The organism is Burkholderia theae (genome assembly GCF_048565265.1).
In the GTDB taxonomy this organism is placed as follows: Bacteria; Pseudomonadota; Gammaproteobacteria; order Burkholderiales; family Burkholderiaceae; genus Burkholderia; species Burkholderia theae.
Map to the genome: position 1 here is coordinate 2,587,516 of NZ_CP183462.1, position 26,023 is coordinate 2,613,538.

Here is a 26,023-nt window from a genome sequence, read left to right on the forward strand (position 1 = left end):
GCGGTTCGCCCGCACGTCGCAAAGCAGCCGGCACACCGGGCCGGCCGTTTCGCAGGTTGCATCCGTCGCGTCACCCGCGCGACGGGCGCCCGAAGCCCGCGCGCACGACACGCCACGCGGCGCGGCATTCGGCAAGCCTCGACAACACGCTGGAGCCCCGGTCCCCCATGACATTCATCCGCTCGATCCGCCGCCTTGGCATCGCCGCCGTCGCCGCCACCGCTTCCGCCGCCGTCTGCGCCGCGCCGTCGATCACCGTCTCGTCGAAGATCGACACCGAAGGCAACCTGCTCGGCAACCTGATTTCGCAGGTGCTGAAGTCGCACGGCATCGCCGTCACCGACAAGATCGGGCTCGGCACCACGCCGATCGTGCGCAAGGCGCTGACGACCGGCGAGATCGACATCTATCCGGAATACACGGGCAACGCCGCATTCTTCTTCAACAAGGCCGACGATCCGGTGTGGAAGGACGCGGCAAAAGGCTATGACACCGCGAAGCAGCTCGACTACGCGGCAAACCATCTCGTCTGGCTCACGCCCGCGCCGGCCAACAACACGTGGGGCGTCGCCGTGCTCGGCACCGTCGCGAAGGCGAACGGGCTGAAGACCTTAGGCGACTTCGGCAAATGGGCCGGCAACGGCGGCAAGGTGAAGCTCGCGGCGTCGGCCGAGTTCGTGAACAGCGCGTCCGCGCTGCCGTCGTTCGAGAAGGCGTACGGCTTCAAGCTGAAACAGGATCAGTTGCTCGTGCTGTCGGGCGGCGACACGGCCGCGACGATCAAGGCCGCGGCGAACCAGACCGATGGCGTGAACGCCGCGATGGTCTACGGCACCGACGGCGGGATCGCCTCGTCCGGCCTCGTCGTGCTCGACGACGCGAAGCACGTACAGCCCGTCTATGCGCCGGCGCCGGTGATCCGCGAAGCAGTGCTGAAAGCGCATCCGCAAATCGCCGACTATCTGAAACCCGTATTCGCGAGCCTCGACCTGAAGACGCTGCAGACGCTCAACAGCCGTATCCAGCTGAACGGCGAACCCGCGTCGGCCGTCGCCGCCGGTTATCTGAAGTCGAAGGGTTTCGTCAAATGATCGCCGGCGCGCACGCAGCGGCCCCCGGTCGTGCGCAAGCCGGTTCGACCGCCGATGCCGCCCGCGTGCGCACGGCGCGCGTCGACCGCGTCGGCGTGCTGATCGCCGGCACGATCGCGGCGGCGCTCGCGTTCGCGCCGTTCGTCACGTTCCGCGCGAACCGGATCGTCGCCGGACACGATCTCGCGCTCGCGGAGATCTTCCCGCACTGGCAAGCCGTGACGCTGTACGCGGCCGGCGCGGCAAGCGCGCTGTTCGCGCTGCTGCGCAGTCGCCCGGCACCGCGTTTCGCGGCGGGCGCGGTGCTGCTGCTCGGCCTCGGCGCGCTCGTCGGCCATGTGCCGGCCCATCTCGTCACCGACGACAATCCGCTCGCGCGCGTGTCGCCGGCCACCGGCGCATGGCTGCTGTTCTTCGCGTACGCCGCGCTGGTGGTCGATGCGTCCGCGCGGCTCGCGCTCGGTCCGGTCAGACGCCTCGCCGCGCTGGCCGCCGCATGCACCGTGCTCGCCGCGCTGCTGCACGCCGGCTGGTGGGACGGTCTCTCCGTCATGCAGGAATACACGGCGCGCGCCGACACGTTCTGGCAGGAGGCCAGTCGACACACGGCGCTGGTCGGCGGCTCGGTTGCCGCGGCGATCGCGGCCGGCGTGCCGCTCGGCGTCGCATGCGCGCGCTCGGCCGCGCTGCGCGGCGTGCTGCTGCCTGCGCTCAATATCGTGCAGACGATTCCGAGCATCGCGATGTACGGGCTGCTGATGGTGCCGCTCGGGCTGCTCGCCGCGCACGTGCCGCTCGCGGCCGCGCTCGGCATCCGCGGCATCGGCGCCGCGCCCGCCGCGCTCGCGCTGTTCCTGTATTCGCTGCTGCCGATCGCGTCGAGCGTCGTGGTCGGACTGCGGCAGATTCCGCCGCATGCGGTCGAGGCCGCCGCCGCGATGGGCATGACGCGCGCGCAGCGGCTGCTCCAGATCGAGCTGCCGCTGGCGCTGCCGGTGATCCTGAGCGGCGTGCGCATCGTGCTCGTGCAGAACATCGGCCTCGCCGCGGTCGCCGCGCTGATCGGCGGCGGCGGCTTCGGCACCTTCATCTTCCAGGGCATCGGACAGTCGGCGACCGACCTCGTGCTGCTCGGCGCGATCCCGACGATCGCGCTGGCGCTCGCCGCCGCCGTCGTGTTCGACGCCGCCACCGCACTCGCGAAAGGACGCCGGGCATGATCGAGATCGAACACGTGAGCCGCCGCTTCGGCGAACAGATTGCCGTCGACAACGTCACGCTGTCGATTCGCCGCGGCACGATCGCCGCGCTCGTCGGCGCGTCGGGCAGCGGCAAGTCGACGCTGCTGCGGATGATCAACCGGTTGATCGCGCCGACGAGCGGCACGATCCGCGTCGACGGCGTCGATACCGCAACCGTCGCGCCCGAGCAGTTTCGCCGCGGCATCGGCTATGCGATCCAGGGGCACGGGCTGTTTCCGCACTGGAGCGTCGCCCGCAACATCTCGACCGTGCCGCGCCTGCTCGGCTGGCCCGCCGATCGGATCGACGCGCGCGTGCGCGAGCTGCTCGCGCTGTTCGAACTCGATCCGGCCGTGCACGCGGACAAGCTGCCGCACGAACTGTCGGGCGGCCAGCAGCAGCGCGTCGGCGTCGCGCGCGCGCTCGCGGCCGAGCCCCGCATCCTGCTGATGGACGAGCCGTTCGGTGCGCTCGACCCGATCATCCGGAGCAAGGCGCAGGACGACCTGCTCGCGCTGCAGCGCCGCCTCGGCATCACGGTCGTGATCGTCACGCACGACATGGAGGAGGCGTTGAAGCTCGGTGACACGATCGTCGTGATGGATCGCGGACGCGTGCTGCAAGCCGCGCCGCCCGCCGATATCCTGGCGCAGCCCGCGCCCGGCTTCGTCGAACAGCTCGTCGCCGGCGACGACCGGCCGCTCAGGCTGCTTGCGCTGATCCGCGTAGACGAAGCGGTCGAACCCGGTACGGCCGACGGCACGCCGCTGCCCGGTTCCGCGTCGCTGCGCGACGCGATCGCCGAGCTGCTGTGGCGCGGCGTCGATGCGCTGCCGGTTGCCAACGCGGACGGCCGCGTGCACGGCCGGATCTCGCTGCCCGCGATCGTCGCGCGTGCGAGGCAGCCAAGATGAGGCCCGCCGCATTCGCTTCCGGCGTCGCACGCGCCGCCGTACTGGCCGCGCTGCTCGTGCTGCTGTTCCGCGGCGAGTGGCTTGCGCCGCTGTTCGCGCCGTTCGCCGACAACGGCGCGCCGGCGCTCTACGACCGTGCGAGCCTGCTCGACCTGACACTGGCGCATCTCGCGATCGTCGCGGTTTCCAGTGCGGTCGGCGCGCTCGTGGCACTGGCGGCCGGCGTGTTCGTCACGCGGCCGGCAGGCGCCGACTTCCTGCCGATCGCCCGCAGCATCGTCAACATCGGCCAGACCTTCCCGCCCGTCGCGGTGCTCGCGCTCGCGGTGCCGGCCGTCGGCTTCGGCGTGAAGCCCGTGCTGATCGCGCTCGTGCTGTACGGGCTGCTGCCCGTGTTCGAGAGCACCATCGCGGGGTTGCGCGACATTCCCGCCGCGACGCTCGACGCCGCGCGCGGGATGGGCATGAGCGCGCGCCAGCAACTGTTCGCGATCGAGCTGCCGCTCGCGTTCCCGGTGATCCTGAACGGCATCCGGCTCGCGGTCGTGATCAATCTCGGCACCGCGACGATCGGTTCGACCGTCGCCGCGAAAGGGCTCGGCGACGTGATCATCGCGGGCCTGCAGACGTCGAATACCGCATTCGTGCTGCAGGGCGGGATCGTCGTCGCGTTGCTCGCGGTCGCGGTCTACGACGTGCTCGGCCAGGCCGGCCGCGCATGCGCGCCGGCCGCCGCGCGGCTCGCGCCCGACTGACCGACGCTCGCCGCCGCTTTCCGTTTTCGCTCGTTGTTGTCCCGGCCGGCGCACCGCGTCCGGCCCGCTCTTCCGTCACCGCACCATGGCCGAATACTTCGACGTCGACCACGCGCACGCGATTGCCGCGCTCGACGCCCGCTTCACCGCCCGCACCGAATGGCCGACCTGGCTGCTGATCGTCGCGATCTACGGCGGCTGGCTCGCCGTGCTGCTGCTCGTGCGCGCCGAGCGCCTGTCGCTGATGGCCGCGACGCCGCCGCTGATCCTGCTCGGCGCGTGGCACCTGTCGCTGCAGCACGAGTTGCTGCACGGCCATCCGACGCGCTCCGCGTTCGTGAACAAGCTGCTCGGTTATCCGCCGCTGACGGTCTGGTATCCGTACGCGCTGTATCGCGACACCCATCTCGACCATCATCGCGACGAAGACCTGACCGTGCCGGGCGTCGATCCTGAAACGAACTACGTATCGCGCGAACGCTGGGCGCGGCTGCCGCGCTGGCGCCGCGTGGCGACGGTCGCGCGCAAGACCTTCGCCGGACGAATCGCCGTCGGGCCGCCGCTCGCCATCGCCGCGATGTTCGCCGACGCGTTCGCCGCGTTCCGGCGCGGCGACTTCCGTTATGTGCCGATGTGGGCGACGCACGTGTCATGCGTGGTCGCGCTGCTCGCGTGGCTGCAATGGGCGATCGGCGTGCCGTGGTGGTACTACCTGCTGGCGGTCACGTGGCCCGCGCTGTCGCTCGCGATGATCCGCTCGCTGTACGAGCACCGCGCCGCACGGCATCCGAAGGCGCGCATCGCAATCAACGAAGCCGGTTTCGCGATGCGGCTGCTGTACCTGAACAACAACTACCACCTCGTCCATCACGACCTGCCGAAGCTGCCGTGGTACGACCTGCCGCGCGCGTACCGGATGCGGCGCGACGCGTATGCCGAAAAAAACGGCGGCTTCGTGATCCGCGGCGGCTATCGCGAACTGCTGACGCGCCATGCGTGGACGCCGACCGATACACCCGTGCATCCGTTCGACCAGGGCACGGCGTCGCTGTCGACGGGGAGCGGGGTGAAGGTGGCGGTGGTCGACCAGGTGCTGCAGATCAGCACGTAGCGTTCGACGGGCTCGCGCTTCGTCGTCGACCTGCCCGTCTTGTCGTCGATTTCTTACGAAAAGCCGACGTCGCCGGCGAATTGCCAATTGCGCCGGCAATGTCCAGAATGACGGCTCATCCGGGGCTTCCAACAATCATTCGCCTCGGCTCTGCCTCCCGGCCGCGCGCCGCATTCCCCGACGACGATGCAACCGAACACCCCGCCCGGCGCGATCCGCGCGATCGGCAACGACTGGTCCGTTTCCGCGATCACCGCGGGCTTTCTCGCGGTATTGATTTCCTACGCGGGCCCGCTCGCGATCTTCTTCCAGGCCGCGCAGGCGGCTCATGCGTCCAACGCGATGGTGTCGTCGTGGGTCTGGGCGATCTCGATCGGCGCGGGCGTCTCGGGCCTGTTCGCGAGCTGGAAGCTGAAGGTGCCGGTGATCACCGCGTGGTCGGCGCCCGGCACCGCGCTGCTCGTCGGCCTGTTTCCGCAACTGACGCTCAACCAGGCCGTCGGCGCGTACATCACGGCCGCGCTGATCATCCTGCTGATCGGCGTCACCGGTTATTTCGACCGGCTCGTGCGCCACATTCCGCGCGGCATCGCGTGCGGAATGATGGCCGGCATCCTGCTGCCGTTCGGCACGCATGCGTTCGCCGCCGCGTCCGAGCAGCCCGCGCTCGCGTTCGGGATGATCGCGGCCTACGTGATCTTCAAGCGCCTGCTGCCGCGCTACAGCATCGTGCTCGTACTGCTGACGGGTGCCGCGCTCGCAACGCTGCTCGGGATGACGCATCTCGGCAACGTGTCGCCGAGCATCGCGCGGCCGATCTTCATCGCGCCCGAATGGACGCTCGGCACGACGCTCAGCCTCGCGCTGCCGCTCGTCGTCGTCAGCCTCACCGGCCAGTTCCTGCCGGGGATGACGATCCTGCGCGTGTCCGGTTATCACACGAACGCGCGGCCGATCATCACGGCGACCAGTGTGATGTCGCTCGTCGTCGCGTGCTTCGGCGGGATCACGATCGTCGTCGCGGCGATCACGGCCGCGTTGTGCACGGGCAAGGATGCGCACGAGGATCCGGACCGGCGTTATGTCGCGGGGCTCGCGAACGGCGCGATCTACCTGATCGGCGGCCTCTTCGCGGGCACCATCGTCACGGTGTTCTTCGCGCTGCCGAAAGCGTTCGTCGCGATCCTGGCAGGTCTCGCGCTGATCGGCGCGATCGGCGCGAACGTGCACGGCATCTTCGAGGACGAGAACCACCGCGAAGCGTCGCTGATCACGTTCCTCGCGACCGCGTCGGGGATGACCTGGCTCGGCCTCGGCTCCGCGTTCTGGGGGATCGTGATCGGGTCGCTGTCGTATGCGGTGCTGAACAAGGTGCGGCGGCCGGTGTAATGCACGTGGTGCCTATCGTACGCATCGCGCGCCGCCGCCTCGGTCACCGCGCGTGCTGGCGCACCAGTTGCGCGAGCGCGTCCACCAGCGTCGTCGTGCCGTAAAGCCGCTCGGACACGCCGGCCTCGACGTCGATCTGCCCCGCGTTGTGCACGTCGTAGAGATCGACGATCAGCTGCGCATGGCGTTCGCTGAGGCCCGCGCGCAGCAGCGTCGCCGCCCATGTGTCGCGCGGCAGCTCGTGCGCGACGATTGCGCGGTCGGCCGCCGCGCCGAGCGTGTCCGCGATCGCCGTCACGCTCACCCGCCGCGGCCCTTCGATGCTGACGATGCGCGGCCCGTTGCCGCCTTCGGGCACATCGAGCAGCAGCCGCGCCGCGACGACACCCACATCGGGCGCCCAGACCGTCGGAAATAGCTTGCCGACCGGATGATGAAAGCTCGGCAGCACGCCGGTCCCGAGCGCGACCGGCAGGATCCGCGTCCAGTTCTGCAGATGCTCGGCCGAACGCAGCAGCGTCAGTTGCGTCGGGATCGTCTTCAGCCGCTGTTCGAGGAGATGGAACAGGCGGGTGATGCCCGTATTGCCGTCGTGTTCCGCGCCGTAGTCCGACAGCGCGAGCAGCGCCGGCGGCGGGTTCGCGGCGAGCGCGGCGGTCGCGACATCGATCGTCCGCGCCATCGTCGCGGCCGGATCGGGGTCGGCGACGGGCACCGGGCACAGCATCTGCACGGCCTGCGCGCCGTCGATCGCCGACGCGACCGCGCGCTCGTCCGTCAGCGCCGCGATGGCCACGTCGCAGCCGAGTTGCTCGAAACGTTCACGATGGCGTGCGTCGCGCAGCACCGCGCGCACGGGATGGCCGGCATTGCGCAAGGTTGTGACGGTCGACAGGCCGACATTGCCGGATGCACCGAAGATCACGAACACGATCCGCTCCTTAGAGGATGAAGGTGAGGTGATTGTCGGGTTGCGCGGGCGGGGCGGCGCGCAGGGAGGGATGAATCGAGCAGGAAAGGATGAAGGATTGTGTGGCTGCGACGACGCGTATTGCCCGCTTCGTCGCCTCTCACTTTGAATCGTACGGTCTGCCGAGGACAGACAGCGACACGCGCGCGAGCAAAGGAGTTCGTACCGGGTTCGTTCGCAGACTCATTTGCCGCGACCACGTCGCTCCAGCTCAATACGGGTGCGGTCCAACTCCCTCGCAAACGTAGCCTCGTCCGGCAACACCGTTTGATACTCAGCCGCAAGCACCTTGTTTGGCAAGTTGTCCAGCGCGTAATGTGCTTCGGCTGCACCTTTTTCAGCACACAGGATGAGGCCCACTGGCGGATTTTCCCCGGGCTTCGTCCAATGTTCGCGCGCGTAGTTGAGGTACAGATGCATCTGTCCCGCATCTGCATAACTGAAGCGTCCGACCTTCAGGTCAATAATCAGCAGACATCGCAACCGGCGATGAAAGAACACCAGATCGACCCGGAACCATGTGTCATCAATCCTGAGACGTCGCTGCCGGCCAATGAACGCAAAGTCATCACCGAGCTCCAGCAAGAAATCAGCGAGGCGCTGGATCAAGGCTGCCTCGAGGTCCGACTCCGAGTACTCGTCCTTCATATCGAGAAACTCGAGGACGAACGGATCGCGGATCGCTTCCTCCGGCGTGAGGGGATCACCTTTCTGAACATCAGCCGCTTTGCCCAGGAGCGCGGCCTTGTTGCGCGACAGCGCAAGTCGCTCGTAGAGCTGACTGCTGATCTGACGGTCGAGCTGGCGCACCGACCAGCCTTCGCGTAGCGCCTCGGCTTCATAGAACGCGCGAGCGGTAGCCGTCTTCACGGAAAGCAATCTCACGTATGCGGACCAGGGCAAGGGGAAAGCCTGCGCGAGCGCGTCCGGCTCCGGAACATGTCGTACAGGATTGTCGGCAGCCAGGCGATCGGCCGATTTTGCAGACAGCGTCTGCAAAATTCGCTCAGCCGGCCAGGCGAGGAAAAAGGCACGCATCTGCGCGAGGTTCCGCCAGCCAAAACCGCGACCGAATCGCTGCGACAGATCAGTGCCGAGCCGCCTGATCATGGCATCGCCGTACGTGGCCCTGCCCTCGCCACCTTGCTCGAACTCGACGATTCGCCGACCAATTTCCCGATAGGTCGCCGTCATTAATGCATTGACGCTGCGGGCAGCAGCCGCGCGCGTGGATTCCACAACGCCCGCGATCTCACGGTGCAGCCCCGCATAGGCTGTCTGCGGAACGTCGCGCTTCGTCATGAGGCGTTCACCGCGTCCTTAAACGCCTTGCCTGCGGTGAACTTTACAGTTTTCGCTGCGGCGATCGCGATCTCCGCGCCCGTCGCGGGATTCCGGCCAGTACGCGCGGTTCGCTGCCCCTGCGAAAACGTTCCGAAGCCAACGAATTGCACCATTTCGCCGCGGCTGACCGCGCCGACAACGAGATCCAGCACAGCATGGACGATTTTACCCGCCTCGCTCTTGCTGACATCGGCACTCGCTGCGACCGCGTCGATGAGTTCCTGTTTGTTCATGGTCGGCGTTGCTTACAAAGTCAAAACCGCACCCTACCGCATCCCGCACTCAATCGGCAAACCCATGGAAGTCGGTAAGGCCGTGCCGCCGGATCACCGCCCGCTCACCCGACGACAGCGCGCAGTAGAGCAGCGCGCCTTCGCTACATTCCCAAGCGCGGCCTGCATCACGCGCGAATCCCCATCTTCGAACGCTTACGCCAGATAGTGACGAATCGTTTCTTCGTCCTTCAGGTGCTTCGAGCCGTCGAATTCGGTCAGTTTGCCAATTTTCATACTCAATCCTTCAGTCCGTCGGCGATTTTCTTTGTCACCTTGATGCCCTTTTACTGCGTCGATTTTTCCTCACCGCCGTAAGCCAGCCGCAGCGCACCTCGCGCCCCCGACCGCACGATCTCCGTCGGCGTCGCGCCGAGCACGCGGTTCATCCAGTTCGCCATGTGGCTCTGGTGCGCGAACCCGGCTTCGAGCGCGATCTGGCTGATGCTGAGTCGGCCTTCGAGCAGCAGCGCCTTCGCGCGCTCGACCCGGCGCCGCACGACGTACTGGTGCACGGGCATCCCGACCGTTTCGCGGAACAGCACCTTGAAGTGCGGCACGCTGATCGACACGAGCGCCGCGAGTTCGGCCAGCGTCATGCGCCGGTCAAGATTCGCCTCGACATAGTCGATCACGCGCGCCGCCGCCTTCGGCGCGAGCGTGCGCCGGCGCTCGCGGAATGCCGGCTGGCTGTCGACCAGCCGCGCGACGAGCGCCGTGCACAGGCTTTCCGCGTAGAGCGGGTCCGACGCATCGTCGGCTTCGAGTTCGGCGGCCATCGCCCACGCGATGTGCTGCAGGCGCGGATCGCGCACCTGCAGCCGACGGCGGATCTGCGCCTGCGACGGCTTCAGTTCGAGGTGTTCGAAGGTGCGCCGCACGAACGTGTCGCTGAGCATGATGTGCAGGATCCGGCAGTCGGCACTGTCGGTCCACTGGCCGGGCAGGCCGGCCGGAATCACGTCGACGTCGCCATGCGCCTGGATGCGCGACACGCGCTCGCCGTCGCACACGCAGTCCGCGCGAACGGGCCCGCCGATATGCACGCCGATGCGGTGATGGTCGGCCGCCGGGATCCGGTACGTGCCGGCGCGAATGTCGAGCAGCGCCGCGCCGAAGCCCCGCCAGCCGAGCCCGCGGCTGGAACGCAGGCTGACCGGCACGCCGTTGTCCGGCGGCGCGGCGAGAATCGGATCGCTCATGGCTTGGCTCCACCAGATGGTGTGTCGAACGCGCATTGTGACGCGTTTTCGGCCGGCGTGCCGGGCCTGCGGGGGCCGGATCCTGCCCGACGGAAAAAGATCATCCGTTTCTGCTCAAACCGATCCTAACGTGAGCGCCGGCAGGCGTCGTGCCCCCTACGATCGCCCCATCCGACACCTACGGAGACCGTCATGCCCCATTACTGCCCGCTGCGCGCGTCGTTCATCGCGCCATCGCCGTCCGGCGCCACCCGCCCTTCATCGGCCCCCCGCTCCCGCAACGGCCGCGCCGCCATCGTCGCGTGGTGCCTGCGCGTCATCGGCTGGTATCGGCTCGAACGGCTGCTCGCGTCGATTCCCGACAGCAACGACGACTTCGGGCTCGTCTGACCGGCCGGCGCGAGCGGCGTCCGCCGGCTTGCGCCTACTTGCACCTACTTGCGCCGCCGCTCGTGCAGCGCCACCGTCGCGCCGTCGATCACCGGCCCGCCCTGCTTGATCAGGAAGTCGCGGAACAGCCCCGTCACCTGCGAGATGCGCCGGTCCGCGAGCGTGACCACATACCATTCGCGCTCAATCGGGTTGCCGGGGAACGGCAGTTGCCCCAGCAGCCCGGTGCGCAGTTCGAGTGCACACGCGTGCAACGACAGGAACGCGATGCCGAGCCCGGCTTCGGCCATCTGCTTGATGGCCTCGTTGCTCGACAATTCGGAGCCCACATGGAAGCGGTACCCGGCCGTCTTGAACAGGGTCTCGACGGTCGAGCGCGTGCCGGCGCCGCGTTCGCGCACGAGCAGGTGCGCGGATTCGAGATCCTTCAGCGCGACGCGCTTGCGCTGCATCAGCGGATGGCCGGGCGCCGCGACGAACACCATCGGATGCTTCGCGAACTCGACCGCATGCGTACGCAGCTCCTTCGGCGCACTGCCCATCACCGCGAGATCGATTTCATGCGTTGCGAGCATGCGGATGATGTCGTCGCGATTGCCGACCTTGAAGTACGTCTTCACATGCGGACGCGTCGCGGTGAATTTGACCAGTAGCGGCGGGATCAGGTACTCGGCCGTCGTGATCGCGCCGATCCGCAGCGTGCCGCCGAGATCGCCCGTCAGCGCCGCCACTTCGTCGCCGGCCTCGCTCCAAAGATGCAGGATCTCGCGCGCATAGCGCGACACGATCTCGCCGGCCGCGGTCAGCTGCACACCGCGCCCCACCCGCTGCAGCAACGCGGCACCCACCGCCTCCTCGAGCAGGCGAACCTGCAGCGACACGGCCGGCTGCGTCAGGTTCAGTTCCTCGGCCGCCCGCGACACGCTGCCGAGCCGCGCAATCATGTCCAGCGCCTTCAGCTGCCGGAACGTCGCGGTCTTTCCTATAAGTGAATACATATGAGTCGCTTATAAACATTAAATTGTTCGAGTGGGTTCCAAACTATATCGTCGGTTCTTGAGCAATGTCATCCGAATCGTCATCAGCGGGAGCCCAACATGGACAACATCACGCCCAACCTTGCAACGGATAGCGCGCCGCGCATCGTGATCGTCGGCGGCGGCGCCGGCGGCCTGCAGCTCGCCACGCGTCTCGGCGATACGGTCGGACGCCGCGGGCAAGCCGAGGTCGTGCTCGTCGACCGCTACCCGACGCACTTCTGGAAGCCGCTGCTGCACGAAGCCGCATCGGGCCATCGCGACCCGGCTTCCCACACGATCGAATACGCGGCGCAGGCCAAGCGCCACGGCTTCCGTTTCGTGCAGGGCGCGCTGCAACAGGTCGACCGCGTCGCACGCACGGCGACCATCGCCGCCGTGCAGGACGCGGACGGCACGGAAATCCTGCCGCAGCGCGAGCTCGGTTATGACGATCTCGTGCTGGCGGTCGGCAGCGTGACGAATTTCTTCAACGTGCCGGGCGCGGCACGCCATGCGCTGCCGCTCGAGAATCTCGACCAGGCCGAGGATTTCCGCCGGAAGTTCCTCGCGGCCTGCACGAAGGCGAATCACCTGGCCGAGCAGCAGCCCGCGCGGCGCGCGGCGCCGATCTGCATCAACGTGATCGGCGCGGGCGCGACGGGCGTCGAGCTGGCCGCCGCGCTGCGGGACGCGATCCAGCAACTGACGACGTATCGCTTCAAGGCGCTGGTGTCGGCGCGCGACGTGCACATCCGGCTGATCGAAGGCGGCCCGCGCATCCTGCCGGCACTCGACGAACGGCTGTCCGCGAAGATGCACGCGCAGTTGCGCGCGCTGAACGTCGATGTGCTGACCGATACCCGCGTGGCGGAAGTCGGCGCGGATGCCGTGACGACCGCGACGGGCGAGCGGCTCGCGAGCGACATCACGATCTGGGCGGCCGGCGTTGCGGGGCCCGCGCTCCTGCGGCAGATCGGCGACATCGCGCTCAACCGGTCGAACCAGGTGATCGTGACCGACACGCTGCAAACGCCGGACGACCCGCACGTGTATGCGTTCGGCGACTGCGCCGCATGCCCGTCGGCCGGTGCGAGCGGCTTCCTGCCGCCGCGCGCGCAAGTCGCGCACCAGCAGGCCGTGTATCTGGTCCAGGCGTTCGCGCGGCGCGTCGCCGGCAAGCCGGTGGCCGGCTTCACGTTCCGCGATGCGGGCACCGTCGTGTCGCTCGGGCACGCCGGCGCCGTGTATCAGGCCGACCTCGGCGTGCGTTCGCGCTCGCTGATCGTCGACGGGCTCGCCGCGATCGGCCTGTACAAGTTCCTGTACCGCAAGCACCTGTTCAGCGTGTATGGCGTGAAGCGCGCGCTGTTCCAGTCACTGAGCCACTGGCTGCAAAGCCGCAACCAGCCGTCGATCAAGCTGCACTGAACGACCGCTCACACGCGGCATCGCAAGACGGCGTATCGGGCGTGCATCGCCCGATACGCCGTTTTTTTCATATGCATATGACCGATGCATGCGCAACGTGCGCGAGTTTGGTGCATCACATTGAAGACCGTCGATACGATGCATTTCGCGCGGAGCATGTCGCGCGACACGCATCCCGCGCCCACGCTGGCTCGCAACCCGATTCATAAGCTGAATCGTATGAGTTGGATAAGAATATTAATTGGTCGCGTTTTCCGGATCGACGCTAAGGTGTGTGGCATTCCCGTCGGCGAACGGATCATCACGTCTCTGAAGAGGAATCACCGTGGTTATCGAAGCCATCGTCACCCGTCTCGACGCAGCATTCGCGCAGATCGAAGCAACACCGGATTCGCACGAATCGCGCCATCAGCGCGACGCGATCATCCAGTGGCTCGACCGGGCATCGGAAGAAGGATACCGACTCGGTCTCGTCACGACGCTGCCGGCCGCACGGCTCAGCGACATGTTCGAAGGCCAGTTCGGCCGCGCGAACCTCGACCGCTTCTCGGTCGTCGTCACGGATGCCAATCAGCAGGACTCCGGATCAAACCAGCATCCTTTCGATGTCGCGCTTCAAGCGCTCGGCGTGCCGCCCGAACGCGCGGTGGGCATTGCGAGCAGCGAACCGGAACGCCGCGAAGCCGAGCATTTCGGCCTGTCGCGTTGCGTGAACATCACCGACACGGTGCGCTCGATCGCATCGGCTGGCCTGCACTGAATCGACGGTTGCCGTGTCGCAACCGGTGGTGTGACGGCTATCGACGACGCGCAGCGGCGCGCCGTCAGTCCACCGGATAGTTGAGATCGTGCCAGCGCTTGGCGGATTTCCCCCCCGAGCCGAGGTGACCGCCAGGGAAGCGCATCACGGCAATCGCGTGAAGCGCTTTCTCGTCGAGAGCGGGATCGCCGCAACTGCGTCGGACCTTGAGATCGCGGACACGCCCCTGTTCGTCGAGCCACACACGCACGATCACTTGCCTTCGCGACGACGCGTTCTGCACTCCGCGTGACAACAGGCGATCCATCAGCGACACGATATTCTCCGTAACCGTCGAATGCTGCGATTATGACCGAGCGCGGCGACACGTCGACGCGCGTCGTGGATTCAATGCTTCAAGGCCGCACCGCCGCGCTCGTGCGTACCACCCGTGCTCGCGGCGGATTCACGACGGTTTTCCGCTTCGGATCGGCGCTCCCCGCATCTTGAACCTTCCGCGCCTTGGCGGGAACCGGTTGCGACTTCGCCGCAGGCTTCGCGTCGACATGCGCGACGACCGCACCGGTCGCACCTGATCGAACGGATGGCCGAACCGGCTTCGCGGCCGTCGAACTGCTCGCCGCGGCGGTCGGATGCTTGACTTGCCGCGCTTGCTCCTTCACGTCACGGTCGCTCATCCACGCCTCCGTATAGGCGGCTGAAGCAGGATGCGCGAGATTGAGATAGGCGAGCGATGCCACGAGAAATGCACGAACATGCGTGCGACGAGTCGATGCGGTAATGACGGGTGCTCCTTTCGATCTGGCTTGGCGCCCGGTGTCGGCGCTGTCGTGGCGGCACAATAAATGAGCGCATTCCGCGTCGCAAGCGTCCGACCGGTGATCCAAACGATTGTTAACGTTTGGATCACCCCGCCAGCCCGAACTCTACCCGCCTTCCTCCTCTCCCTTGCACTCGACACTCCACGTATGGATCGGCCGGTGCCCCGGCCGCTCCCACTCGGGCGGCATCCACAGGTGCTTCAGCCGCTGCATGACCGGCCCGGGCGCGAACACGTCGCGCCACATGTCGACGAACTCGTGCAGGTTCAGCACAAGAAAGTTATACGAACGAATCTGCTGCGTGATTCCATAATCGACCGGCTCCGTCTCCTCGACGTAGGTGCCGAACATCCGGTCGAAGATGATCAGCACGCCGCGCGACAAGTTCGCGACGGTCTCCTTCCAGCGTGGAGCCACGTCATCGACTCGGCCGGCATCACTGCCGGGCAGTATGGTCGCGCGCGTGCCGCCCCGTGTTGACACTTGCCGACGATTACTTGACGAGGTACGCGACGAGCCCTGTCGTTCAAGACGGGAAAGGATTGCGCGAATGGCGTAATCGTTCATGCCAAACATCGTTGTCGTCGCTTATGGACCACGCGTACGATTGGGTCATGCAACGATTTCAAGCCTACAAGTTCGAGCTACGTCCTGACGGTCAGCAAGAGCGGCAAATGCGCCGCTTCGCTGGCTCGTGCCGGTTCGTGTTCAACAGGGCGCTTGCGTTGCAGAACGAGCGTCACGCGCAGGGCGAGAAGAAGCTTGGCTACGCCGAGCTTTGCAAACTGCTAACTGAGTGGCGTAACAGCACAGAAACCGCGTGGCTGGCCAATGCACCGACTCACCCGCTGCAACAGTCGCTCAAGGATTTGGAGCGGGCCTACGCAAACTTCTTCGCCAAGCGCGCCGATTTCCCGTGCTTCAAGAAAAAAGGCCAGAGCGGCAGTTTCCGCTACCCGGACCCGAAGCAGGTCAAGCTCGATCAGACCAATAGCCGTCTGTTCCTGCCCAAGCTTGGCTGGCTGCGTTATCGCAACAGCCGGCAAGTGCTGGGCACGGTAAAGAACATCACCGTGAGCCACTCGTGCGACAAGTGGTACGTGTCGATTCAGACCGAGCGCGAAGTCGAGCAACCGATTCCGCAGGGCGACGCCGTGGGTATCGACATGGGCGTAGCGCGTTTCGCCACACTCTCGGACGGTACGTTCTACGCGCCGCTTAACAGCTTCAAGCGGTACAAAGCCGCGCTGCGCAGGGCGCAGCAGGCAATGAGCCGCAAGGTGAAATTCAGCCGCAACTGGATGAAGGCGAAAACCCGCGTCCAGCGTATCCACGCCCGGATTGGCAACGCCCGCCGAGATTACCTGCACAAGACCACGACCACGATCAGCCAAAACCACGCGATGGTGTGTATCGAGGACTTGCAGGTGCGGAATATGTCTAGGTCGGCAGCCGGCACTATCGAGAAACCGGGCAGGCAGGTTCGGGCCAAGTCCGGCCTGAACAGGTCGATCCTCGACCAAGGATGGTTCGAGTTCCGCCGCCAACTGGACTACAAGCTGGCGTGGAGCGGTGGCTGGCTCATCGCCGTGCCGCCGCGGAACACGAGCCGCACCTGCCCGCGTTGTAGCTATGTGTCGGCTGGAAATCGGCGAACCCAATCCCGATTCGAGTGCATGGAATGCGGGTTCGAGGAAAACGCCGATGTCGTCGGCGCGATCAATGTTCTCAGGGCGGGGCACGCCCGTTGCGCCTGTGAAGTGAGTGATGCAGTAAGGTCGCCAGCAGCAGGAACCCATCGAAGCGACTCAGGGGCGGCTCAATGTTGCGTCTGAACGCTGTAGAAATCTCCGGCCTTCAAGCCGAGGAGGATGCCAAACTTTCCTCCATGCTCGCCACCTCCCCGCTATCGACACAACGCGTCTGGCCGGCTGCTGTTCGACTATCTGTCCGGGCAGACGGACGATCTCGAACAGTCGGTGCGCGAAGCCGTCGCGCGCTTGCTGACGCAAGGCGACGCGAGCATCGAGCAGATCGCGTCGGACCTGCATGTGTCGTCGCGCACGCTGCATCGCCGGCTTGCCGAACTCGGGCTCAACTTCCGGACCCTGCGCGAGGACACGCGGCGGCGGCTCGCGATCGACCATCTGAACGATCCGCGGCTGACGCTCGCGGAAGTGGCCTGGCTGCTCGGTTATTCGGAACACAGCGCGTTTACGCGCGCCTTTCGGCGCTGGACCGGCGAATCGCCGCAGCAGTGGCGCGGCCGGCAGCCGGCGCGGGCGGCAAGCGTCGCGCGTGGATGAACGGGTAAGCGAGTGACGCAGCCGCGCCGCCGCCGAACTCGCGCCGGCCCGCGTGGTCGAACCAGCATCGCCGGAGACTCCCATGAAACGCGTTGCCACTGTCGCTGTACTGACCCTGCTTGCCGCCGTCAGCTTGCCGGCAGCCGCCGGCGCCCCATCCGGCGACGCCGCGCCGGTTCCGGCGTATGCGAAGAATTGCGTCCCGTCCCGGGGCGCCACGCCAGACGCCCGCGCGCCGTCCAAGGCGCCGCCGATCCGCGTATGCGTCAGCGATTCCGATACGCAGCTGAACCTGCCGTGGTTCCTGACCGATGTGCTCACCGCGGTCGACACGCACCAGTCGCCCGGCGACCTGCTGCACAAGATGCGCAACGATTTCTGAATCGCGGCTGGTGCGACGCGCCGGCACGGCATCGTTCGTTCAACGTCAGACCGCCTCGGCACCGGCATGAATATGTCGGCGATTCCTGTCGTTCTCCTTTCGACCGTGGTCCGCGTGCTCCGGTGACGGCGTCACGGCGCGGCGGCAAACCGCCGAAAACGGCGTCTCACGAAAATATTTCTTGTCGAGATGCAATCACAAAACTGCACCAATTGTTAAATAACAATATTTCGTAATCGCGCGTCACATCTTATACTTGCCGCGCACCATCCTCGTGCCAAGAGACGGTGTCTTTTCATCCCGGCCGCACGACCCTGCGGCCGGGGTTTTTTTCGGTGTGCTACGTCAATATATATGCGCAGTCTGCGCATGTTATAGCGCGAAGCCTCCGGAATGAATGGCCGATCGCGACGGTGCTGGCAACCATGCCCATCGCGACCGTTGAATCGATTAGCATCGCGATACCGGCGCGCGAGGGGCATCGTCCGGATCAGGCATGACGCATGCGCGCGGTTTGCGCATCAACCGGTTCGGCTTGCCACTCCATGCGCACAACACCAAAGGCAACCGCGGGAATGTCGGCGCTCACGCCAGGCTCGAAGCCAGTTTTCCAGCGCAGCGGCACATGGCCGCGGGTTGTCTTGTTCATCGCCGTAATCGTTTGCGTGCTCGTGCCCGTAGTCGCGATCGTGCTTGCCGATCGCTGCGCGCGCGAGGCCGTCACCACGCATGAACGCGCCGTCGCGAACGACAGCGTGGCCTCGGTGGACCGCATCCTGGACGGCGTGCGCCTGCGGCATGCGGACGAGCTGACCGCGCTCGTCGGGCGGCCATGCGCGACGGTATTCCGGACGCTGGCCGAAATCGGCACCCGTCTGCGCTACCTGCGTGCCGTCGGGCTGGTGAAGGACGGCCGCGTCATGTGCTCGTCGGCGCTCGGCGCGATCGACGTGCCGCTCGACGCCTACACGCGCGAGCCGGAACCGGGATCGATGATCGTCACGTTGCTGCGCCAGACGCCGTTTCAGCACGGCATCCCGGTGCTTTCCGTGTTTCGCGCCACCACGCGCGGCGCGGGTGTCCTGTACCTGATCGAGGGCGACTATGTGGCCGACGCGCTCGCACGCAGCACCCGCGACAGTACCGGAACCGCCACGCTGTCGATCGCGGGTTCGGGCCGTCTCGACCAGCATGGGAAGTTCATGCCGGAAGCGGGCGCGAGCCCCGCGGGCGGCAGCGCGATCACGTCGCACCGCTGGCCGTTCACGGTGTACGTTGCCGCATCGGCGCACTATGCGTCGCAGGTCCAGCGCCACGACCGGCTGATTGGCATCACGATCGCGCTGCTGGCGGATGCCCTCGTGATCGCTGCCTACCTGCTGGCGATGGCGCCGCGGCGGCTGTTGCTGAAGGCCGTTCGCCAGGCGCTCAGGCGCAACGAGTTCCATGTCGTCTACCAGCCGATCGTCGACGTCCAGACGCGCAGGATGGTCGGCGTCGAGGCGCTGCTGCGCTGGCAGCATCCGAAGTGGGGGGCCATCAGCCCGGCCCTGTTCATCCCGCAGGTGGAATCGAGTGCGGTACTGCCCAAGGTGACCGAGTTCGTGCTGCGGACGACCGTGTCCGAACTGGCCGCGCTGACGCCGTCCGCGCCGCTGCGCATCGCCGTGAACATCGCGCCGAAGGATCTCGAGCGTGCGCGGTTCGTGTCCGTCGTCGAGGACGCGATCCGCGCGCTGCCGCCCGGTTTTACGCTGGTGCTCGAAGTCACCGAGCGCATCCTGCTCGAACAGAACGCGCGGACCACCGCGATCTTCCAGGCGCTCAGGTCGAAAGGCGCGAAGTTCGCGATCGACGATTTCGGCACGCATCACAGCAATCTCGACATGCTGTCGCGCTTCCCGTTCGACTACGTGAAGATCGATCGCCAGTTCGTTGCGCAACTGAACGGCGGCGGCGCAGGGCTGATCGAGGGGATCGCGGCCGTCGCGCATCACTACGACCTGAAGATCATCGCGGAAGGCGTGGAGACGGAAGCGCAGCATCGCGCGCTGCATGCGGTCGGGATTCAGTATGCGCAGGGGTATCTGTATCAGCGGCCGCAGCGGGTGGAGAAACTGAAGCGCGATGTGGTGCGGGCGCCGGTATAGGGGCACGGCGAACGCCGCGCGATCAGTCCGGCGCAGCCGCCTTGTTTTCAGGACCGGTCATGCGATGGCTCCTCGCACGCGAAAGACCGGCTGCCTTCATCATTCGCGCCGTGGCCTCATTGCACCGACGGTTCGGGCGCACGCTCCCCGCTTTCACGCAACGCGACGCGTGTCAGCCGGATCCCGAGCGTTCGATTGTCGTTGGGGTTCTCGCCCACGTCACTCGGCCGCAAGGCCCCTTGTATATCGAAGGCAACGATCAGCAACCGGTTCCTGACAGCCTCGGCGTCGAGCCGGACGACCCATTCGATACTGCCGTCCTGAGCGTGGGTAAACCGACATGCGTGGCCATTGACCACGATGCGTACGGTCGGCGGAGTCGCCGCGCCAGGCGCATACACGTGGCCATGCACCGAGAATTCAAAGTCCCCGCCTGACGGCACCGGATCGGGCAAGCTCAGCGGGACGACCAGCCATGCGTGCGCTCCGGCACTCCAGACACCCCAATTCTCGGGCCAGTGCCAGCCGTATCCGAAGAAAGTCCATGCGGCGCCCGGCGTATCCAGGGCCACGCTCAGCGATTGTCCCGGCGCAAGCGTCGGCAATTCCGGCAGGCCGCTCGCAGTTGGATCCAGGCCCCAGCGGTAGCCGAAAATCTGGTTGAGCATGTCTTCGGGAAACGCCTGCGGCGGGCTGGCCGAACGTCGAGGCAGCGGCCAATGCCACGAGCGCTGTCGTGCACGTGCGAAAGCCTCGAGCGAGCGAACGCTGGCCACCTCGAGCCTGACGGGTATCCACGGCGAGCAGGTTGCCGGCAGAAGACCGATCGTATTGCGGTCATCGGTAAGCAATCGCCGAACATCGTTGCACCCGAGATAGCTCGCCTCGTTAAGCACACCGGAGGATATTGCGCTGACGAACGCCAGATTTTCCGCGCAGAGCAGACTGTAGGTATTGCCGCTCACGAGCACTGCGTTGGGCACGTTCTCCAGTAACGCGTGCAGGTGACTCACATCGGCCTGTGCAGGATGCGGACGAACGGCCAGCAGATCGACCTGCTTAGCCCATTCGCTGACCTGCGAAACGAAATCGACGGGCAGCGTCAGGCGGCCGCCACGCACCACGGCCAGGTCAACGGTCATCTGCCCGACAAACAATCCGACGCTCTGATCGGGCCGCACGATGGAAGACTCTCCGCGCCGCGCGAAGTGGGCACGCAGGCCGGCGGCCGCGGACCAGAACATCTCGTCATCGATGCGCAGCCGCTCCAGTTCACGCTGAATCCCGGGATCGTTGGTGCGCATTGCCAGGTGCAGATCACGGGTAAAGCGGATCGAGTGGATCTCCACGTCGATGAATGCCGCTCCGTGGCTGTCTGCATACTTCATGATCGACGGGGGCAAGCCCCAGCCGATCACGAGGGTGGCAGGCGTCAGAGCCAACGTGTGCAGATGCTCGGCGGCCTGACTCAAGTCGGCGGTACACGCGGCGGCCCATCCTTCCGCGCTTTGCGGCAAGCCCAGCGTCTCCATGACCTTGCGCACGGGAATGCTGCCGCCCTGCGACCCGGGGCTGATTTCCCTGATGCGCCAACCCAGTCTCGCGGCTGCCGTCCCGAAGAAGGCGCGCAAGAACTTGCGGTTGCCACGCGACGCCGGCGGCAATCCGTTTTCGCGCGTCCGAAAAAAATCGTCAGCGAAGACCACCTCTTCGATCTGCTGTCGTCGTTTCAATCCCAGCATGAACCCATCACTGTTTATTGCAGGTTACTGAATGTGTTGTACGTGCATCGATGACGGAGACAGGCCGCGTCAAGCGACCGGCTCGCGAGAAAACACAAACATCGGGCTGGTGTGGTGATGCGTCTCGCCCGGTTCGGCGTCGACGTCCGCGAACTCCAGTGCGTAGTCGTGCTTGCGCAAAAATGCCCGATAGCCGTACGGGTGCGTGCCGCTCAACCGGTTCCGGAATTCATGACGCAGATCGCCGAAAAGCTCGGCGATGATGGTTCGCGGCGGACAGCGCCCCAGCGTTTCCATGCCGCCCGATAGCGCATCGACTTCCGCGCCCTCGATATCCAGTTTCCAGATGTCGAACGCGCCATGCTCGCGCTGCAGCGCATCGATGGTCGTGGTCTGCACGGAAATCCTGCGGTGCGTGTCACCGAAAATATACGGAAACAGCGCAAGCACTTCGTCCTTCAGGCTCGATCCTTGATTGTGCGCCAGCGAAACGGTCATGGTCGCGTGCCCCGCATCGGAGGAGATAGCCCGATCCACGGGCACGATACGGTCCGTCGCCAACGCCGCGAGCCTGGCATGGAGCTCGGGAATCGGCTCGGCGGCGATGACGCGACGCGCGCCAACCTCGAGCAGTTCGAGTGCCGTCACGCCGATATTCGCGCCGGCATCGAGCACCTGATCGCCCGCGCTGACGAATCGGCGGAACAGCGCCCGGTCTATATCACCTTGCGGATATCGAATATCCAGGATCAGCGAAGCCGCGTAGTACCTTTCGTGCCGGTGAGACAAATCGAACGTGATGGGTATCGCGCCGATTTCGAAAGTGACTTTTCCGCTGTCGCGGATGCTGCCTTCGATTTCCGTATAAAGCATCTCCCTCGTCGACATTACGCTCTCTTTTGTTAATGGGGGCATATGTGCCGTCCGCTCCGGCGCCTATCGTACTCGTGCACCGGGCAGGCTTCATACTACTTTCAATTACATTCCATTACCCTTCATTACAACACATTGCCACGCCGGATCATTTGACGCACCGTTGGCGATCCGGCATCCGAGGTCATCGATGCACGCCTTCGCGTATGCGCCGGATGCGAGTCATTCGCCCGAACCCGCTTCCTGCTGCGACATGCGGGTTGCGGCAGCCTGACGACACGGCGCGCGCACGATGTGGTGCATTACCCGACGCGCATCGGAGACTCAAGTCGTGCGGAGACGCCAATAGTGTCTGTCAGCATGCCGGGGGATGATCGGGATCGGACCGGCATGTGTCTCGATAGGCTTCGTCGACAGCACGCAGGAACGCCTCGCGTCCGTTTTCCAATGCCGTTGCCGTTTCCTCTTCGGGCGGTACGGGCACCACGCGACCATCGGGCGACATCGAATAGCCGAGATCGACGAATGCATCGTCCGGCGCGCGCTTCGTTCCGATCCAGTAGCCAATGGAAACTGAACTGGCAACCCCGGTCGCGCCGTTGTAACCGACTTCGAATCGTCCGGCTTTGAAGACGCGCGGCCGCATTCTTTCCGCGTAGGCCAGAACTTCGGAAACCGTCGCGCCATCTTTTGTCCGATGCCGTTTGACCGTCTGTATCCAATTGGCTTCCGTGGCGGCAGGCAATACCTTTATCTTCGGAGACGCGAATATCGCATTCCCGTTTCCACACAGACAGGCGGCGACAACGGCGTGAACGGCAACGCGTGTGAAACGATCGATCGTGATTTTCATTAAACGGGGCTTGATGGGTTGAATCGATTTCGAATCTTACGATCATTGGCCAAGATACCGCGACGCCATCCCGCACCCCATCCCGGCACAGCCCCCGCCCAAGCGCTAAAATCCGCCGCCTGGGCATCCACGACGAGCAAGCGTTTTGACGGAGTTCGAGCAGGGTTTCATCCTCACCCGCCACTGGCGGGACACCGCGACCGGCATCGAGATCGAGTTCTGGCTGGCAACCGAACACGGTCCGCGCCGCGTGCGGTTGCGCCCGCAGGAAGCCGTCGCGTTCATTCCGGCCGAACAGCAGGCGCTCGCCGAACGCACGCTGGCCGGCGAGCGCGATGCCGAGTTGCGCCCGCTCGCGCTGCGCGACTTCCGGCAGCGCCCGGTCGTCGGCCTCTATTGCCGGCGCTACCGCCATCTGTCCGGGCTCCAGAAGCGCCTCGCCGCGGCCGGCGTCGACGTCTACGAAGCCGACGTGCAGCCGCCCGACCGCTACGCGATGGAGCGCTTCATCACCGCATGCGTGCAGTTTCGCGGCCAGCCCGGCAGCGACGGCACGTTGGCCGCCGCCGAACTGAAAACCGCGACCGGCTATCGCCCCGCGCTGCGCTGCGTGTCGCTCGACATCGAAACCAGCGTCCACGGCGAGCTGTATTCGATCGCGCTCGAAGGCTGCGGGCAACGGCAGGTCTACATGCTCGGGCCGCCGAACGGCGATGCCGATACCAGCACCATCGACTTCCGCCTCGACTACTGCGACAGCCGGCCCGCGATGCTCGCGCGGCTCAACGACTGGTTCGACGAACACGATCCCGATGCGGTGATCGGCTGGAATCTCGTGCAGTTCGACCTGCGCATCCTGCACGCGCACGCGGAGCAATACGGCGTGCCGCTGAAGCTCGGGCGCGGCGGCAGCGTGCTCGACTGGCGCGCGCACGGTCAGCAGCCCGACCACTTCTTCGCGGGTGCGGCCGGCCGGCTGATCCTCGACGGCATCGACATGCTGAAATCCGCGACGTGGACGTTCCCGTCGTTCAGCCTCGAATACGTGTCGCAGTCGCTGCTCGGCGAAGGCAAGTCGATCGACAATCCGTACCAGCGGATGGACGAGATCCAGCGCCGCTTCGATCACGACAAGCCCGCGCTCGCGCACTACAACCTGAAGGACTGCGAGCTCGTCACGCGGATCTTCGACAAGGCCGACCTGCTGTCCTTCGCGCTCGAACGCGCGAGCGTGACGGGGCTCGCGGCCGATCGCACCGGCGGGTCGGTCGCGGCGTTCACGCACCTGTACCTGCCGCGCATGCACCGGCTCGGTTATGTGGCGCCGAACCTCGGCGACGTGACGGGACAGAACAGCCCCGGCGGCTTTGTGATGGATTCGCGGCCCGGGCTGTACGACTCGGTGCTCGTGTTCGACTACAAGAGCCTCTATCCGTCGATCATCCGCACGTTCCTGATCGATCCGGTCGGCCTGATCGAAGGGCTCGCGAACCCCGGCGACGACGCGTCGGTGCCCGGCTTTCTCGGCGCACGTTTCTCGCGCACCGCGCATTGCCTGCCCGATATCGTGCGCCGCGTGTGGGAAGGCCGCGACGATGCGAAGCGGCAGCGCAACGCGCCGCTGTCGCAGGCGCTGAAGATCATCATGAATTCGTTCTACGGCGTGCTCGGCTCGACGGGCTGCCGGTTCTTCGACCCGCGCCTCGCATCGTCGATCACGATGCGCGGCCACGAGATCATGCACCGCACACGCGAGCTGATCGAAGCTCAGGGTTACGAAGTGATTTACGGCGATACCGATTCGACATTCGTGTGGCTCGGTCAAGCGCACGACGACGACGAAGCCGAACGCAAGGGCCGCGCGGTCGTCGAGCACGTGAACCGCTGGTGGCAGGCGCACCTGCACGAACAGTTCGGGCTCGAAAGCGCGCTGGAGCTGCAGTACGAGCGGCACTACCGCCGGTTCCTGATGCCGACCGTGCGCGGCGCGGAAGAAGGCAGCAAGAAGCGCTACGCGGGCCTCGCGGCGGCGGCCGACGGCGGCGAAGACCTCGTCTTCAAGGGGCTCGAAACGGTGCGTACCGACTGGACGCCGCTCGCGCAGCAGTTTCAGCGCGAGCTGTACCGGCGCGTGTTCAGGCGCGAGCCGTACCAGGATTTCATCCGCGACTACGTGCAGCGCACGCTGGCCGGCGAATTCGACGACCAGCTCGTCTACCGCAAGCGCGTGCGCCGGCCGCTGCGCGAGTACGAGCGCAACGTGCCGCCGCACGTGCGCGCGGCGCGGATCGCCGACGAGTTCAACCACGCGCAGGGCCGGCCGCAGCAGTATCAGCGCGGCGGCTGGATCAGCTACGTGATGACGACGGCCGGCCCCGAGCCGCTCGAGACGATGCGCTCGCCGATCGACTACGCGTTCTACCTGAGCCGCCAGCTTCAGCCGGTCGCCGATGCGATCCTGCCGTTCCTGCGCGACGATTTCGAACGCGTCATCTCCGGACAGGGGCAGCTGTTCGGCGACTGACGGCACGATGGCGTGCCCGTCACTCTTGATCATTCTGGAAAACAGCTCGCCACGAATCGCCATTTATCCGGCCGGTCCGGGTTCCTAAACTTGTCTCGTCGGTTCAGCCCAGCGAATTCGCGCCGAACCGCAACGAAACCGTCTGAGGAAACCGTGAAATCCATCATCGTCACCATCGCCACCGCCGCCGCTACCGCCACCGTCCTTCTCGCCGCACCGGCCGCGTCTTACGCGCAGTCGTCGCACTCGACGCTCACGCGCGCACAAGTACGTCAGGAGCTGTTCGACCTCGAATCGGTCGGCTACGAGCCGGTCGCCGGCAACGGCGACAACTATCCGGGCGACATCGTCGCCGCGCAGGAACGCCTGGCCGCCAAGCGCCTCGCCGAACGCAAGAGCGCCGAAGCGGCGTACGGGTCGAACGGCGCGCCGGGCATGGATTCGGGCGCACCGGTAGCTGCGACGGCGAAGCCGTAACGCGCTGCG

Annotated in this window: 27 protein-coding genes and 1 pseudogene; 15 read left to right on the plus strand and 13 right to left on the minus strand. The window is 66.0% G+C overall.

What is annotated here, in order from left to right:
* Positions 1 to 167 precede the first annotated feature (167 nt).
* From ACN22W_RS29165 to ACN22W_RS29190, 6 genes are all read left to right on the plus strand, one after another.
* Complete coding sequence (locus ACN22W_RS29165) at positions 168 to 1,091, plus strand: ABC transporter substrate-binding protein (protein ID WP_412025498.1); 924 nt, start codon at positions 168 to 170, stop codon at positions 1,089 to 1,091.
* Positions 1,088 to 2,311 (plus strand): ABC transporter permease, encoded by a 1,224-nt coding sequence (locus ACN22W_RS29170; RefSeq protein WP_419688121.1) that lies wholly within the window; start codon positions 1,088 to 1,090, stop codon positions 2,309 to 2,311. Before ACN22W_RS29165 ends, ACN22W_RS29170 begins: the two co-directional genes overlap by 4 nt.
* Positions 2,308 to 3,246: an ABC transporter ATP-binding protein gene (locus tag ACN22W_RS29175; RefSeq protein WP_419688122.1), complete on the plus strand. Its 939-nt coding sequence runs from the start codon at positions 2,308 to 2,310 to the stop codon at positions 3,244 to 3,246. Before ACN22W_RS29170 ends, ACN22W_RS29175 begins: the two co-directional genes overlap by 4 nt.
* Positions 3,243 to 4,001, plus strand: a complete 759-nt coding sequence (locus tag ACN22W_RS29180) for an ABC transporter permease (RefSeq protein WP_419688123.1) — start codon at positions 3,243 to 3,245, stop codon at positions 3,999 to 4,001. Before ACN22W_RS29175 ends, ACN22W_RS29180 begins: the two co-directional genes overlap by 4 nt.
* An 85-nt stretch (positions 4,002 to 4,086) precedes the next feature.
* Positions 4,087 to 5,112, plus strand: a complete 1,026-nt coding sequence (locus ACN22W_RS29185; protein ID WP_419688124.1) for a fatty acid desaturase — start codon at positions 4,087 to 4,089, stop codon at positions 5,110 to 5,112.
* Positions 5,113 to 5,298: 186 nt separating this feature from the next.
* Complete coding sequence (locus ACN22W_RS29190; protein WP_419688125.1) at positions 5,299 to 6,501, plus strand: benzoate/H(+) symporter BenE family transporter; 1,203 nt, start codon at positions 5,299 to 5,301, stop codon at positions 6,499 to 6,501.
* A gap of 43 nt (positions 6,502 to 6,544) precedes the next feature.
* On the opposite strand, the gene ACN22W_RS29195 is transcribed toward ACN22W_RS29190, so the two are convergent.
* The 5 genes and pseudogenes from ACN22W_RS29195 to ACN22W_RS29215 form a co-directional block, all read right to left on the minus strand.
* Positions 6,545 to 7,432, minus strand: coding sequence for an NAD(P)H-binding protein (locus ACN22W_RS29195; protein ID WP_419688126.1), 888 nt, complete (start codon positions 7,430 to 7,432; stop codon positions 6,545 to 6,547).
* Positions 7,433 to 7,654: 222 nt separating this feature from the next.
* Entirely contained in the window at positions 7,655 to 8,773 is a 1,119-nt protein-coding gene (locus ACN22W_RS29200) for a PDDEXK nuclease domain-containing protein (RefSeq protein ID WP_419688127.1), read from the minus strand.
* Entirely contained in the window at positions 8,770 to 9,048 is a 279-nt protein-coding gene (locus ACN22W_RS29205) for an HU family DNA-binding protein (protein WP_419688128.1), read from the minus strand. Before ACN22W_RS29205 ends, ACN22W_RS29200 begins: the two co-directional genes overlap by 4 nt.
* A gap of 111 nt (positions 9,049 to 9,159) precedes the next feature.
* Positions 9,160 to 9,324 (minus strand): annotated as a pseudogene (locus ACN22W_RS29210) (putative addiction module antidote protein); the annotation flags it as partial.
* A gap of 50 nt (positions 9,325 to 9,374) precedes the next feature.
* Entirely contained in the window at positions 9,375 to 10,289 is a 915-nt protein-coding gene (locus ACN22W_RS29215; protein ID WP_419688129.1) for a helix-turn-helix domain-containing protein, read from the minus strand.
* A gap of 192 nt (positions 10,290 to 10,481) precedes the next feature.
* Here ACN22W_RS29215 and ACN22W_RS29220 point away from each other — a divergent pair, with 192 nt between their 5' ends.
* Positions 10,482 to 10,679, plus strand: a complete 198-nt coding sequence (locus ACN22W_RS29220; protein ID WP_419688130.1) for a hypothetical protein — start codon at positions 10,482 to 10,484, stop codon at positions 10,677 to 10,679.
* 44 nt (positions 10,680 to 10,723) lie between these two features.
* On the opposite strand, the gene ACN22W_RS29225 is transcribed toward ACN22W_RS29220, so the two are convergent.
* Positions 10,724 to 11,677, minus strand: coding sequence for a LysR family transcriptional regulator (locus ACN22W_RS29225; protein WP_129516254.1), 954 nt, complete (start codon positions 11,675 to 11,677; stop codon positions 10,724 to 10,726).
* Between the two features lie 99 nt (positions 11,678 to 11,776).
* On the opposite strand from ACN22W_RS29225, the gene ACN22W_RS29230 reads away from it, so the two are divergent.
* A complete protein-coding gene (locus ACN22W_RS29230; protein ID WP_419688131.1) occupies positions 11,777 to 13,126 on the plus strand; it encodes an NAD(P)/FAD-dependent oxidoreductase in 1,350 nt (449 codons plus the stop codon).
* Between the two features lie 325 nt (positions 13,127 to 13,451).
* On the plus strand, positions 13,452 to 13,886 hold the full coding sequence (locus ACN22W_RS29235; protein WP_021158004.1) for a hypothetical protein: 435 nt from the start codon (positions 13,452 to 13,454) through the stop codon (positions 13,884 to 13,886).
* Positions 13,887 to 13,950: 64 nt separating this feature from the next.
* Here the strand turns inward: ACN22W_RS29235 and ACN22W_RS29240 are convergent, their stop codons facing one another.
* The 3 genes from ACN22W_RS29240 to ACN22W_RS29250 all read right to left on the minus strand — a co-directional run bounded on the left by ACN22W_RS29240 (position 13,951) and on the right by ACN22W_RS29250 (position 15,124).
* The gene (locus ACN22W_RS29240; protein WP_226800642.1) at positions 13,951 to 14,193 is read right to left on the minus strand and encodes an energy transducer TonB family protein; all 243 of its coding nucleotides are present in this window, start codon (positions 14,191 to 14,193) and stop codon (positions 13,951 to 13,953) included.
* An 88-nt stretch (positions 14,194 to 14,281) separates the two neighbouring features.
* Positions 14,282 to 14,626 (minus strand): transcriptional regulator, encoded by a 345-nt coding sequence (locus ACN22W_RS29245; protein WP_419688132.1) that lies wholly within the window; start codon positions 14,624 to 14,626, stop codon positions 14,282 to 14,284.
* A 186-nt stretch (positions 14,627 to 14,812) separates the two neighbouring features.
* Positions 14,813 to 15,124 carry a sterol desaturase family protein gene (locus tag ACN22W_RS29250; RefSeq protein WP_419688133.1) on the minus strand — a complete coding sequence of 104 codons (312 nt, stop codon included), beginning with the start codon at positions 15,122 to 15,124 and terminating at the stop codon, positions 14,813 to 14,815.
* 197 nt (positions 15,125 to 15,321) lie between these two features.
* Between ACN22W_RS29250 and ACN22W_RS29255 the strand changes: the two genes are divergently transcribed.
* From ACN22W_RS29255 to ACN22W_RS29265, 3 genes are all read left to right on the plus strand, one after another.
* Complete coding sequence (locus ACN22W_RS29255) at positions 15,322 to 16,542, plus strand: RNA-guided endonuclease InsQ/TnpB family protein (protein ID WP_419688134.1); 1,221 nt, start codon at positions 15,322 to 15,324, stop codon at positions 16,540 to 16,542.
* Between the two features lie 36 nt (positions 16,543 to 16,578).
* Complete coding sequence (locus ACN22W_RS29260; RefSeq protein ID WP_419688135.1) at positions 16,579 to 17,013, plus strand: helix-turn-helix transcriptional regulator; 435 nt, start codon at positions 16,579 to 16,581, stop codon at positions 17,011 to 17,013.
* A gap of 82 nt (positions 17,014 to 17,095) precedes the next feature.
* Complete coding sequence (locus ACN22W_RS29265; RefSeq protein ID WP_419688136.1) at positions 17,096 to 17,395, plus strand: hypothetical protein; 300 nt, start codon at positions 17,096 to 17,098, stop codon at positions 17,393 to 17,395.
* 490 nt (positions 17,396 to 17,885) lie between these two features.
* Here the strand turns inward: ACN22W_RS29265 and ACN22W_RS29270 are convergent, their stop codons facing one another.
* Positions 17,886 to 18,044, minus strand: coding sequence for a hypothetical protein (locus ACN22W_RS29270; RefSeq protein ID WP_412025657.1), 159 nt, complete (start codon positions 18,042 to 18,044; stop codon positions 17,886 to 17,888).
* Between ACN22W_RS29270 and ACN22W_RS29275 the strand changes: the two genes are divergently transcribed.
* Positions 17,971 to 19,545, plus strand: a complete 1,575-nt coding sequence (locus tag ACN22W_RS29275; protein ID WP_419688137.1) for an EAL domain-containing protein — start codon at positions 17,971 to 17,973, stop codon at positions 19,543 to 19,545. The genes ACN22W_RS29270 and ACN22W_RS29275 overlap by 74 nt on opposite strands.
* Before the next feature lie 116 nt (positions 19,546 to 19,661).
* Here the strand turns inward: ACN22W_RS29275 and ACN22W_RS29280 are convergent, their stop codons facing one another.
* The 3 genes from ACN22W_RS29280 to ACN22W_RS29290 form a co-directional block, all read right to left on the minus strand.
* Entirely contained in the window at positions 19,662 to 21,287 is a 1,626-nt protein-coding gene (locus ACN22W_RS29280) for a hypothetical protein (protein WP_419688138.1), read from the minus strand.
* Between the two features lie 69 nt (positions 21,288 to 21,356).
* Positions 21,357 to 22,175: an FkbM family methyltransferase gene (locus ACN22W_RS29285; RefSeq protein ID WP_419688139.1), complete on the minus strand. Its 819-nt coding sequence runs from the start codon at positions 22,173 to 22,175 to the stop codon at positions 21,357 to 21,359.
* A 340-nt stretch (positions 22,176 to 22,515) separates the two neighbouring features.
* Positions 22,516 to 23,013, minus strand: coding sequence for a hypothetical protein (locus ACN22W_RS29290; protein WP_419688140.1), 498 nt, complete (start codon positions 23,011 to 23,013; stop codon positions 22,516 to 22,518).
* A gap of 145 nt (positions 23,014 to 23,158) precedes the next feature.
* Here ACN22W_RS29290 and ACN22W_RS29295 point away from each other — a divergent pair, with 145 nt between their 5' ends.
* Positions 23,159 to 25,537, plus strand: coding sequence for a DNA polymerase II (locus ACN22W_RS29295; RefSeq protein WP_419688141.1), 2,379 nt, complete (start codon positions 23,159 to 23,161; stop codon positions 25,535 to 25,537).
* Positions 25,538 to 25,690: 153 nt separating this feature from the next.
* Entirely contained in the window at positions 25,691 to 26,014 is a 324-nt protein-coding gene (locus tag ACN22W_RS29300; protein ID WP_419688142.1) for a DUF4148 domain-containing protein, read from the plus strand.
* Positions 26,015 to 26,023 lie beyond the last annotated feature (9 nt).